This window comes from Streptomyces sp. NPDC060028, from assembly GCF_042736725.1.
Taxonomy (GTDB): domain Bacteria; phylum Actinomycetota; class Actinomycetes; order Streptomycetales; family Streptomycetaceae; genus Streptomyces.
The window spans coordinates 9,826-21,572 of the sequence record NZ_JBHWVJ010000058.1 but is presented as its reverse complement, the minus strand read 5'-3'; the positions used below and the strand labels follow the sequence as shown (position 1 = coordinate 21,572).

Sequence of the window (11,747 nt, the reverse complement as noted above, 5' to 3'; positions counted from 1 at the left end):
ACCAAACTCTTGAGGAGTGTGGAGATGACTCGGACAGTCCTGGTCACCGGTGGCGGCACGGGCATAGGCAAGGCGGTCGCCGCGGCCTTCCTGGCGGGCGGCGACCACGTGATCATCACCGGTCGCCGGCCGGAGGTGCTGAGCAGCGCCGCCGAGGAGTTGGAGGGCGCGCTGACCACCGTGGTCTGCGACGCCACCGACCCGGAGCAGTTGGAGGCGCTGCGCGGGCGGTTGCCGGACGTGGTCGACGTACTGGTCAACAACGCGGGCGGCAACCGCGAGTTCGACGGTGCCCCGCCGAGCGACCTGCGGGGGCTCGCGGAGCGGTGGCGGGCCAATCTGGACGCGAACCTGCTCGGCGCCGTCCTGACCACGGCCGCGGTGGACAAGCTGCTGGGCCCGGGGGGTGCGGTGGTCAACATCGGCTCCTTCGCCGCGGACCGTGGCGCGGGCTCGTACGGCGCGGCCAAGGCGGCGATGAACACCTGGAACATCTTCCTCGCCGGGCAGTTGGGGCCGCGCGGAGTGACCTGCAATGTCGTGGCGCCCGGGTACATCGACAGCACGGAGTTCTTCCGGGACCGCCGCTCCGCCGCCTTCCACGAGGAGCGGGTGGCGGAGACCCTGGTGGGCCGGGCCGGGCGGCCCGAGGACGTGGCCGACGTGGTGCGGTTCATCGCCTCGCCCGCCGCGCGGCACATCACCGGGCAGGTGCTGCGCGTGGACGGGGGCGTGATCCCGACGCGCTGACGCCCCGCGCTTGCGGGGCTCCCGCGCACCGGCGCCCGCCCGGGTGAGGACACCACCGGGCGGGCTCTCCCGGGCCGACCTTGCCACGCGGGGTGCGGGGCGCCGGCGGGACGGTCACAGCGGGGCCGTGGGCTTCGGGTCTCCCGACAGGCGGACCGTGCTCAGGATCCGCATGATCAGCTTGTCGCTGACGGCGCCGGGCACGCCCGTGCGGCCGTAGAAGTCCCAGGCGACGAAGTCGCCCTGGGAGTTCTTGAAGCCGAAGGCGATCGCCTTGCCGTCACCATCGCAGCGGTTGGACTTTTCGGAGCCCTCGGAGTGGGCCTTGACGTAGGTTCCCTTGACTCCGTACTTCGTGGTGTACTCCACCGGCTTGTCCCACTTCACGACGGACTTGTCCGGCTGGGTGTAGGCGGCGTAGACCCAGGTCGGGGCGGTCTTCTCGGCGACCTCGGCGGTGGACTTGGCGCCGTCGGCACCCTTGGTTCCGGTGCTGGCGAGGTGGACGTCGTTGACCACGCCGTCGCCGTTGCCGTCGATGCTGCACCACTTGGACTTGAAGAACGCGGGCGCCGTGTGCCCGATGAGGGCCTTGTCCGGGTCCTTGTGGTCCGCATAGCCGCTGAAGACGCTGGAGGAGACGACCTCCCAGTCCGGCGGGACGTCGAACGCGGTGCCGTGCTCGGGGTTGACCACCGTCTTCCACCCCGCGGTCGAGGAGGCGCCGGTGCGGTCCTCGGCCCTGTGGACCATCGCCAGGGCGCCGACGGCGGCAGCGGTGGCCGCCACCGCCGTCACCGCGTAGATCCCGATGACGATCCTGCGCCTTTCGGCGTCGTCCTGCGGATTGCGCACCGGGCGCCTCCTCCTTGCTTGCTTGCTTGCTTGCCTGGTCCTGGTCCTGGTTGCGTACGCGGGCTACTTGCCGAAGGACAGGAGCGCGCGGCTCGTCTTCCTGGGCTCAGGGCTGTAGACCCTGCCGTTGAGCAGGAACAGCCGTCCGCCCGCCCAGGCGATGCGCAGGGCCGAGGTGTAGAAGACGCCCTCGGCGCCCTCGGCCGCGGCCGGGCTCTGCAGGAGCGGCTGCGAGGCGCCGTCGGCGGGGGCAAGGGACACGACGGAGGCCGCCTCGCCGCTGCCGGGCGAGACGTACACGACGGCCCTGCCGTTCTCGATCGCGAGCGGCCACACGGTGCGGCCCTTGGGCTGCTCGATGGTGCGCCACTTCTCCTTGCCGGTGTTCAGGTCGACGGCGACGACCTGGTTGGTGTCGTCGATGCCGAGGGACTTGCCGGGCTTGCCCGCACCGATGTAGAGCGTGTCGGCGTCGGCCACGGCGGCGCCACACTCCTGGAGGCCGTCCGCGTTGCCCCATCCGTTGCAGCGGCCGGTGACCCCGAACTCGGCGTCGCTCTGCGAGCGGACCTTGCCGTCCGGGGTGAACGCCGTGATGTTCCAGACCTTCCGTTCGTTGTGGTAGGCGGCGACCACGAGCGGGTCCATGGACAGGACCCGGCCGAGTTTCCAGCCCTTGTCGTACTGGTGGCTCCACTTGGCGGTGCCCGTGGCCGGGTCCACTTCCTGGAGCATCACCACCTCGGGGCAGTTGCGTACGAGCATCAGCCGAGAGCCCCCGGCGAACTCGCGCGGGGAGCAGCCGTTCTCGCTCGACGTACCGAAGAGCTTCCTGCCGTCGGTGACCGAGAAGCCGCTCATGACGGCCGTCCGGGCGACGGCGACGGTGTCACCGGTGATCGCCAGCGTGAACTCCCCCGTGGTGTCGTACGGGTTCTCCTGGGGCACCGGAGCCTTCCACCCGGCCTTGCCCGTGGTCAGGTCGATCTGCTGGAGATCCGTGCAGTGCGAGGTCTCCGAGTCCTTCTCGCGGACGCCGAGCACCAGCTTGCCGGTGGCGGAGGGGGCCGGCGGAACTCCGCACAGCGGCGTCTGCAGCGGGACCTTCCACTTCTCCTGGCCGTCGGCCACCGCGTAGGCGGTGACCTCCTTGTACATCGCCTTGACCACCACGTCGCCGACCCGCCACGGGCCGAACTGCGTGGTTCCCGCGCCGACGACCTCGGTCTGGTTGTCGCGCAGCCAGACCCGGGCCTGACCTGGCTTGATGTCGATGTTGGGGTCGTAGACGTCGCGGCCTACACCGGGGCCCTTGCCGTCGCCCTGGTCGACCGAGGGTGAACCTGACGGTGTGGCCGGTTTCTTGCCGTCCTGCGCGAGGGGCTGGCCACGGTCGCTGCGGACGGTGGCGAACGCGCCGCCGCCGATGGCCAGCAGGACGGCGACCAGCACCGCGACGACCACCGTGCCCGGCCGGTCCGTGAACCGGTCGCGCGCGGGGGCGGGGGCGGGGGCGGGAGCAGCGGGTGCGACCGGCCACGGCTGGGGCGGCGGACCGAAAGCTCCGGGGCCGTGTGGTTCGATCGGGGGCCCGAAGCCGACGGGCGTCGAGGGCCCGTGCCCGTCGGGGTGCGGCTGTTCGCCGAAGGTGGGACCGGTCATGGGGAGAGTCTGTCCCGTCCACCCGTCTTTCTAGAATAGATTTTTAGACTACTTCCCCCGAGGTCCTGGATGCCGGGGGTGGGCGAACAGAGGTGTTCGGGATGCCGAGGATGGAATTGCGGCCGCATCAGCGGGAGGCCGTGGACGCGGTGCTGAAGGCCTTCGAGGTGCCCGCCGGCCGGCTGCCCGGGCGGGGGCTGCGTACCCAGGTCGTGATGGCCACCGGGTCGGGCAAGTCCCTCGTCGCGGCGCGCAGCGCGGCCGAACTGCGGGCCCGGCGGGTGCTGGTGCTGGTGCCGTCCCTGGACCTGCTCGCCCAGAGCGAGGCCGCGTGGCGCGCGGCCGGGCGTACGGGTCCGGTGCTGGGGGTGTCCTCGCTGCGCGAGTCCGAGGCGGGGTTCGCGAACACGACCGTCCCGCAGGAGCTGGTGCGGTGGACCGCGCACCTGGAGCAGGTCACGGTGTTCTCCACGTACGCCTCACTGGGCCTGGGGACGCTGGAGCGTGCGCACCGGGACGGGCTTCCCGCCTGGGACCTCGTGGTCGTGGACGAGGCACACCGTACGTCCGGGCGGCTCGGGCGGCCCTGGGCGGTGGTGCACGACAACGCCCGGATTCCCGCCGCGCGGCGGCTGTACATGACCGCGACGCCCCGGCTGTGGCAGGCCGGGGAGGGGGGCGAGGAGGAGCGGGGCGCGGCGGGCGGGCTGGTCGCGTCCATGGACGACGACCCCGAGGGGCCGTTCGGCGCCCGCGCCCACACCCTGACGCTGTCGCAGGCCATCGACCGGCACATCGTCGCTCCCTACCGGGTCGTGTGCCTGGACATCACCGATGCCGCGTTCCAGGCCGCGAAGCTGCTCGGCGCGGAGCAGACGTCCGACAAGGTCCGCGGGATCCGGATGGCGGCCCTGCAGACGGCCGTGGTGAAGGCCGCCGCTTCGGAGGGCTTCGCGCGCACCCTGGTCTTCCACCACCAGGTCAAGGAGGCCGAGGCGTTCGCGGCCGGACTGCCCGAAGTCGCGGGACGGCTTCACGCGCTGGATCCGGGGCGGTACCCCGCGTCGGTGTGGGCGGACTGGCTGTGCGGCGAGCATCCGCCCGGCTACCGCAGGCGGGTCCTCGACGACTTCGCCGCCGGCGCCGCCGCGGACGGGACGGCGGTGGAGAAGAGCTTCCTGGGTTCCGTACGGGTCCTGGGCGAGGGCGTGGACACCAAGGACTGCGACTCGGTGTTCTGGGCGGACCTGCGCGGGTCCATGCCCGACCTGGTGCAGGCGGTGGGCAGGGCGCTGCGGATGCAGCCGGGCGAGGGCAAGGTCGCCTCCCTGGTCGTACCCGTGCTGCTGGGGCCCGGGGAGACGCCGGACGACATGCTCACCTCGCGGGCGTACGGGGGCCTGGCGCGGCTGTTGGAGGCGCTGCGCGCGCACGACACCCGGATCGTGGAGACCCTCGCCGAGCCGCAGGCGCCCAGCCGCTACACCCCGCTCGCGGTGGCCCGCAAGCCCGGCGAGTGGCATCCGGACGCGGAGGGCGTCAGCGGACCGGCTCATGCGCTGTTGAGGTTCTCCACCCCGCGCGACCCCGCCGGGATCGCCCGGTTCATCGAGCTGCGCGTGCTGGAGCCGGAGCGGACGCAGTGGCTGCGCGGTCTGGAGGCCGCCGCGTACTACCGCCGGGAGCACGAGGACCTGCGGATCCCGTTCACCTACCGGGTCCCGGAGCGGCTGCCGGCGGGAACGCCGGCGGTGGCGGCCGGTTTTCCGCTCGGGCAGTGGATCTCCGATGCGCGGCGCGGCCGGGCCCAGGGTGCGCTCGACGACAGGCGGACCCGGCAGTTGGACGAGCTCGGCATGGTCTGGTCCGAGCGGGACGTCGCCTGGGAGGAGGGGCTGGCCGCGGCGCGCGGCTGGGCCGGCGAGCACGGGCACCTGCTGGCGCCGGTCGACGCCGTCTGGCAGGGGCAGCCCGTCGGCGTGTGGCTGAAGAACGCTCGGGCCGCGGCGCGGCGGAGTGTGGAGAACGAACAGCGGGAGGCCGAGGGGCTGGAGGCACTGCCGCTGGCGTGGTCGATGCCCGAGGAGCGGCGCGAGCAGCTCGGGGAGATCGACCCGGCCTGGTGTCCGGGCTGGGCGGTGGCGTGGCAGCGCGGCTTCTCGCTGGTGCGGGCGTACGTCGAGGGCGGCGCCGGGCGGGTGGTGCCCGTGGCTCCGGGCGAAGTCCTCGTACAGGGGGAGGACCTGGGCCAGTGGGTCCGCGCCCAGCGCTTGCGCTGGGAGGGCCTCGCCGCCGGACAGCAGTGGATGCTGGAGAACGTGCTGGGGCTGACGCCGGCCACCGCTCGGGAGCGGGCCGGGGCCGGCGGCCGGACGAGCCAGGCGCAGAAGTGGGCCCTCAACCTGGCCGCCGCGACCCGCTTCTACGAGCGCGAAGGCCATCTGGCGGTGCCCAGGAAGCACGTCGAGACCGTCACGTGGCCCTTGCGGGACGCCGGCGGCCGCGTCATCGAGGAGCGGGAACGCGAGCTGCGGCTCGGCGCGTGGGTGAACAACTGCCGCACCCGCGCCGCGGCTCTCGGCGCCGAGCGCGTGGCGCAGCTCGACCGGATCGGGATGCGGTGGGCGTAGGGGGTCTTGGGCCCCTCATTCGATTCCGAGGGGTCCGATGCCCAGGTCCGCGCGCATGAGGGCGCGCATCGTGGCCATGGCCTCGCGGCGGCGGGCGATCAGGGGGCGGTCCCGGGGCGAGCCGACGGGGGCGCCGGCGGCGTAGGCGTCGCGCAGTTCCCGCAGGGCGTGGAACGCCGCGTTCCCCGCGGCCACGACCTGCGGGGAACCGATCAGCCAGAGGCGTTCGCTCGCCGTGTAGAGCCCGGTGGCACGGAACGCCTCGCGCACCGCCGCGTCGCGCGCCGAGTCGGACATGTGGTCGCCGAGCGCGACGGCGCGTATCTCCTCACCCGCGGCCTTGAGGGCGGAGACGAACTCCGTGTACGCCGTGCGGCGGACCTCCAGCGCGTGGCGACTTTCCTCGCGCCGCCACCGGTTGCGGTCACCCAGCAAGGTGGCGCCGATACCGACGGCGGCGCCGGTCAGTGTGGAGAGCAGGGGCATCCAGTCCATGCGTCACCAGCGTACGGGCAGCTCCCGCACGCCGCGGATCAGCATTCCGGGCACCCAGGACAGCTTCTCGTTCCCGGCGTCACGGCCCAGCTCCGGGAAGCGCTCCAGCAGCGAGCGGAGCGCGATGCGGCCCTCCGTGCGGGCCAGCGGCGCGCCCAGGCAGTGGTGCAGGCCGTGCCCGAAGGCGATGTGGCCGCGGGCGTCGCGGCGGATGTCGAAGCGGTCCGCGTCCTCGAAGCGGGCCGGGTCGCGGTCCGCGTCGGCCATGGAGATCAGGACGGTGGAGCCCGCCGGGATCACCACGCCGCCCATCTCCACGTCCTCCAGGGCGAGCCGTTCGGTGGAGTTCTCGACCGGGCCGTCGTGGCGGAGCATCTCCTCGATCGCGCCGTCCAGCAGTCCGTCGAGATCCGCGCGCAGGTCGGCGAGCTGCTCGGGGTGGGCGAACAGGGCGCGCAGGCCGTTGCCGATCATGTTGACGGTGGTCTCGTGTCCGGCGATGAGCAGCAGGACGCTCATGCCGATCAGCTCGTCCGGAGTGAGCCGGTCGCCGCCGTCGTCGACGGCGTGGATCATCCCGCTGAGCAGGTCTTCGCCGGGCGCCGCGCGCTTGGCGTCGATGAGCCCGTTCAGGAACCGGGGCATCTGCGCGTACGCGGAGGCCTCGGCCTCGGGGCTGGTCGGGGCGACCATCTCGTTGGACCAGGCGCGGAACGCGTCGCGGTCCAGTTCCGGTACGCCGAGCAGCTCGCAGATGACGGTCATCGGCAGCGGGAAGGCGAAGGCGTCGATCAGGTCGGTGCGGCGCTTCGGGTCCGCTTCCATGGCGTCGAGCAGTTCGTCGGTGATCTGCTGGATGCGGGGCGCCAGTGCCTCGATGCGGCGGGGGGTGAACTCCCGGGAGACCAGGCGGCGCAGCCGGGTGTGGTCCGGCGGGTCGGCCATCAGCATGTGCGCGAGCGCGGGGTGGTCCTGGTCGGCGTTGATGATCTGGCCGACGTTGCCGGAGCGGCGCCAGTCGCGGCTCAGTCGCGGATCGTTGAAGGCCGCACGGCAGGCGTCGTGTCCGACGACCAGCCAGGTCTCCCGGCCGCCCGGCGCGCGCACGTGGTGGACGGGCCCCTGTTCGCGGAGCTTCGCGTACACGGGGTACGGGTCGCGGACGAAGTCCGGGCTGATCTCGAGCAGTTCCACGATGGCGGGCTGCAGCGCCATTCCATTCCCCCTGAATCGAGCGTGCGTTGTGACGCCGTATGCCGGCACGTCACTTCTTCACAGTAGCCGCGGCGTTGCCGTACCGGGTGGCCGGGGGCTGCCTCGCACCGCTGTGACCTGGGCTCTTGCGCGCGCCGGGGCATGCGCGGGGGCCGGGCCCGGGGTTGATGCCCGAGCCCGGTCCCTGCGCTGCGGCGCCCTGGCGGCCGCGGTCAGGCGGCCACCGGTCAGGCGGCCTCGACCACGGCGCAGGACCAGGTGAAGCCGCCGCCTCCGCCGATCACCACGGCGAACTCGCCGGGCGCGAGGCCGTGGGAGGCGGAGATGTGGGCCAGGTTGGCCAGCAGGTCTCCGGCGCCCAGGTGTCCGCTGCCCTCGCGCAGTTGCAGGATCTCCACGCCCAGGATCTCGTCGAGGAGGGCGTGGGTGATGGACAGGACGTGCTCGCCGAGGCGGGGCAGCGCCACACAGCGGATGCGCGGGTCTCCGGGCTCGACGCCCGACTCCGCCAGCGACTGCAGGAGGGTGGAGCGTACGGCCTCGGCCGCGGACTTCAGGAACGGGCCCATCCCGCCGTGCTCCTCGAGGTACGCCTTCTTGGGCCGGCGGACGTCGACGGGGATGCCGGCCTGGAGGGGCACCTCGGTGAAGGGGTCCCGGCCGCGGTACATGGCCTCGTACTCCGCGGCCGTCGCGAAGGTGAGGGAGCGCAGCAGCAGGGTGGGACCGGAGCGCTCCGCGGCCTGGCCCTCGGGCTCCTGGCCGTCCGGGTCGTGGCGGCGCAGCAGGGCCGCGGTGCCGGCGTCGCCGTAGACGGCTCCGTAGTCCGCCCGCCAGCGGTTGAAGCCGGGCGGGACGAACCGGTCGCCGGTGGTGACCAGCGCGGCTTCGACCGTGGGATCGGCGAGGAGCCTGTCCACGGCGACGCCGAGCGCGGCGACGCCGCCGTTGGACATCTGACGTACGCCGATCGGCAGCGCGTCGTGCGCGCCGAGCCGGTCGGCGACGTAGTGCGGGGGTGACCAGAAGTCATGGCCCTGGTGGTAGAGCCAGGCGTGCGCGACCAGGCCGATGCGCGCGGGGTCGAACCGCGTGGCGGCGAGCACGCGTTCGGCGGCGCGCACGGCCAGCTGCGGTCCCGGTATGTCGGACACCGGCACCTCGGTCAGGCCGAGCTGCTCGGTTTCCGCCTCGGTGAGGCGGCCCGCTGCCAGGAGGTCGGACACCCGTTCCCGTTCCTCGGGCAGCCAGGTGGCCGCCTCCAGAGAAAGCGGTTCACTGATTTTCATGAAGCCCCCGTACGTTTTTTGCAGTGCACCGTCCCCGCCAAAGCGGGGATCCGTCACGTTCAAACCTAGACACGGGCCTCGACCACCAGTGGAACCTGGATCGACCGCGCCTTGCCCGGCGCGCTGCGCCGGGCAAGGACGTGGGGGCGGGAAATCAGGCCTGGCAGATGCCGCGCTCGTGGTCGACCGTGGCGGTGGCCTGCGAGTACTGCCACTGGGGGGCCAGGAGCTGGGAGGTGAGCTGCCGGGCCGCCGCGGGGCTCTCGACCACGTACCCGAAGTCCTGGAGCCAGGAGGGGTAGAGGTTCTTGGAGCCGATGTAGAAGGCCGAGTCGTCTACGGAGACCAGCTTGTGGTGCTGCGCGTACGGGTGGCCGTCGGCCCACTTCGGGCTCGCCGAGCTGCGGAAGGTGGCCAGCTGGAGGTTCGAGCACAGGGCGGTACGGGCGCTCTGCTGGTCGCCGGTGATGAGGGCGAGGCGGTTACGGAGGGTGTCGCTGACCTCGGAGAGCGACTTGATCTGGGAGTAGCCGCCGCTGCCGACCGCGCCCCGGTTGGCGGGGTCGCTGACGACGATGCGCACCTTGACGCCGGCGGAGAGCTTGGCGGCCAGCGCGTCGTAGAGGCGGATGTCGTAGCGGGGCAGCGGCGGGCAGGTCGCGTTGACGTCCTGCTGCGAGATCTCGATGTGCCGGGTCGCGCTGGAGACGAGCGTGCGCAGGGCGCTCTCCTCCGGGTTGACCGTGTCGTAATCGCGGTCGGCGTTGGTGTTGTCGTGCAGGCCGACCGTGCACTTGGTGTCGGGGGCGGTGGGGAGGGTGGGGCGGAAGGCGGAGGCGGGGTCGCTCTGCCTGATGCCGACGCCGAGGCCGCCGACGGCGATCACGGGTACGTTGCCGGGCGCGGCCGGGGCGCCCGCGGGCGCGGCGGGGCCGGCCGACGGGGCCAGGGTCGCCAGGCAGGCGGCATTGTTGGAGGAAGCGAACCAGACGCTGGCGATGTTGCTCTTGTTCTGGCAGGTCCAGGACCACAGCTGGTCCAGGTAGCGGCCCGCGGAGGCGGCGGCCGGTCCCTTGAGGGCGAGATCGACGTCGGCCACCGGGTGGGTGGTCTCGAGGTAGTCGTCCTTCCAGCTGTTGATGCCGCCGGTGACCACGGACTGGTTGTCGACCACGAGGAGCTTGGAGTGGTTCCAGGAGAACGCGGTCTTCGAGGTCGTCATCGACGCCACGTTGAGGGTGACGCGGGAGGCGTCCGGGCCGAGCTTCGAGACGAGCTCGTCGCGGTACTTCGAGGGCACCACATTGAGGTGGTAGAGGGGCGCCGCGCCCACGAGGACGCGTACCGTCAGCTTGTTGCCGCGGGCGGCCGAGGCCTTGAGGCCGGCGACGACGGCGTCCTGGAACGCGCCGTTGGGGAAGGGCGCGAGGGTCGATATGTCGACGGTGCGCGTCGCCTGGGAGATGTTCTCGGTGATCTTCGACAGCAGGCGCTCGGTGCCCGGGCGCGTGGCGCAGGTGTCATCGCCCCAGCAGCCGGGGGTCTGCAGCAGCCAGTCGCCGCCGCCGGGGGCCGAGGCGTCGAGGGTGTTGCCGGCGGTGCGCTCCCACACCTGGCCTTCGAGGCCGGGCGACACCTGGCGCAGGGTCTGCTCGACCGCGTCGAGATGGGGTGTCGCGGGCGCGTCGGCCGCGGCCGCCGAGGTCGCGGGCAGGAGCAGGGCGAGGAGGGCGGCCGGGGCGGCGGCGCGGGCGAGGAGGCTGCTGTGCGGTGCGAGGCGGTGCAATGTGACTTCCTTGTGCGAGGGGGGTGGCCTGCGGCGCGGTGCGGCGCAACGACAGACGTGATCGAGATCGACATCAAGATCAACTCGCGGAAGTTATCAGGCCGGTGGGAGGGGTGGAAGTCGGGTATGCCGGAATCGGCCATCCCGCTTCCATACCCTCCCGCCTGGCCCTTCGCCCACCCCTGGGCGGGCCGTCAGGAGGCCCAGGCGCGGGGGGAGGTGTAGTGGGGGGTGGAGTGGCGCCGCAGCGGAGTGGGGGCCACCGCAGGGGGTTCGGGCGGCTCGGGGGTCTGGAGCCTCGCGGTCAGGAGCACCGCGAGTACGGCGAGTTCCTCCATCGAGGGGGCGCCGTTGAGGATCCGGAGCGAGGCCAGGGTGAGTTCTGGATGCGTCATGTCTGGATGCGTCATAGCGGCAGGTTTCCGTTTGCGGGCGGGGAGGGGGCCTTCTTGGCACGCAGCATGGTGAGGGCGTCGATCAGGCGGGTGCGGGTGTCCGCCGGATCGATGACATCGTCGACCAGGCCGCGCTCCGCCGCGTAGTAAGGGTGCATCAGCTCGGTCGCGTACTCCTTGATTCGCTGCGCGCGCGTCGCGTCGGTCGTACGCGAACGTCGCGACGCCGGAGGCGTCGGCGTGGGCGTCGGCGTGGGCGTGGGCGTCGGCGCCGCCGAGCGACTCCATGGTGACCTGGGCGCCGGTGACGGCCTGGACGACGTCGGGGCCGGTGATGAACATCTGCGAGGTGCCGCGGACCATGAACACGAAGTCGGGCCTACCCCCGGAGCGTTTGCCCGCGGGAAGAGCCGCGGCCGGGCCCCGGGAAGGGGTGCGCCCCGCCGCGCGGGCGACCGCCGGAGCGTCCGGGCGACCCCCGTACGTCGACAAACACGTAGACAAACGGGCAGGTCGCCCGGAAGCAGCCTGCCCGTCATGTCGTGGCGGGGGGGGGGGGGGGCCCCCCCCCCCGGGGGGGGGCCCCCCCCCCCGCCCCAACCGCCGGGAAAAAGGTTGATCGGGCCAAAAAAGGGCGCGCCCCCGCCGGGACCCCCAACGAAAAAAACCA

General features: G+C 72.5%; 9 protein-coding genes and 2 pseudogenes. 2 read left to right on the top strand and 9 right to left on the bottom strand.

What is annotated here, in order from left to right; genetic code table 11:
* Window positions 1-24 precede the first annotated feature (24 nt).
* Entirely contained in the window at window positions 25-750 is a 726-nt protein-coding gene (locus ACFWBF_RS25580; protein WP_385605957.1) for an SDR family NAD(P)-dependent oxidoreductase, read from the top strand.
* 114 nt (window positions 751-864) lie between these two features.
* Here ACFWBF_RS25580 and ACFWBF_RS25575 read toward each other — a convergent pair whose 3' ends face one another.
* Window positions 865-1,605, bottom strand: a complete 741-nt coding sequence (locus ACFWBF_RS25575; RefSeq protein ID WP_385605955.1) for a hypothetical protein — start codon at window positions 1,603-1,605, stop codon at window positions 865-867.
* Window positions 1,606-1,668: 63 nt separating this feature from the next.
* On the bottom strand, window positions 1,669-3,267 hold the full coding sequence (locus ACFWBF_RS25570; protein ID WP_385605953.1) for a PQQ-binding-like beta-propeller repeat protein: 1,599 nt from the start codon (window positions 3,265-3,267) through the stop codon (window positions 1,669-1,671).
* A gap of 101 nt (window positions 3,268-3,368) precedes the next feature.
* Between ACFWBF_RS25570 and ACFWBF_RS25565 the strand changes: the two genes are divergently transcribed.
* Window positions 3,369-5,897 (top strand): Helicase associated domain protein, encoded by a 2,529-nt coding sequence (locus ACFWBF_RS25565; RefSeq protein WP_385605951.1) that lies wholly within the window; start codon window positions 3,369-3,371, stop codon window positions 5,895-5,897.
* Window positions 5,898-5,912: 15 nt separating this feature from the next.
* On the opposite strand, the gene ACFWBF_RS25560 is transcribed toward ACFWBF_RS25565, so the two are convergent.
* The 7 genes and pseudogenes from ACFWBF_RS25560 to ACFWBF_RS25530 form a co-directional block, all read right to left on the bottom strand.
* Complete coding sequence (locus ACFWBF_RS25560; protein ID WP_385605949.1) at window positions 5,913-6,392, bottom strand: hypothetical protein; 480 nt, start codon at window positions 6,390-6,392, stop codon at window positions 5,913-5,915.
* Between the two features lie 3 nt (window positions 6,393-6,395).
* Entirely contained in the window at window positions 6,396-7,607 is a 1,212-nt protein-coding gene (locus ACFWBF_RS25555; protein ID WP_385605947.1) for a cytochrome P450, read from the bottom strand.
* 227 nt (window positions 7,608-7,834) lie between these two features.
* A complete protein-coding gene (locus ACFWBF_RS25550) occupies window positions 7,835-8,896 on the bottom strand; it encodes a ketoacyl-ACP synthase III family protein (protein ID WP_385605945.1) in 1,062 nt (353 codons plus the stop codon).
* 154 nt (window positions 8,897-9,050) lie between these two features.
* Window positions 9,051-10,682 carry a phospholipase D-like domain-containing protein gene (locus ACFWBF_RS25545; RefSeq protein ID WP_385605943.1) on the bottom strand — a complete coding sequence of 544 codons (1,632 nt, stop codon included), beginning with the start codon at window positions 10,680-10,682 and terminating at the stop codon, window positions 9,051-9,053.
* A 194-nt stretch (window positions 10,683-10,876) separates the two neighbouring features.
* Entirely contained in the window at window positions 10,877-11,077 is a 201-nt protein-coding gene (locus ACFWBF_RS25540; protein WP_385606007.1) for an acyl-CoA carboxylase epsilon subunit, read from the bottom strand.
* An 11-nt stretch (window positions 11,078-11,088) separates the two neighbouring features.
* Window positions 11,089-11,280 (bottom strand): annotated as a pseudogene (locus ACFWBF_RS25535) (carboxyl transferase domain-containing protein); the annotation flags it as partial.
* 55 nt (window positions 11,281-11,335) lie between these two features.
* Window positions 11,336-11,446, bottom strand: a pseudogene (locus ACFWBF_RS25530) (carboxyl transferase domain-containing protein); the annotation flags it as partial.
* Between the last annotated feature and the right edge of the window lie 301 nt (window positions 11,447-11,747).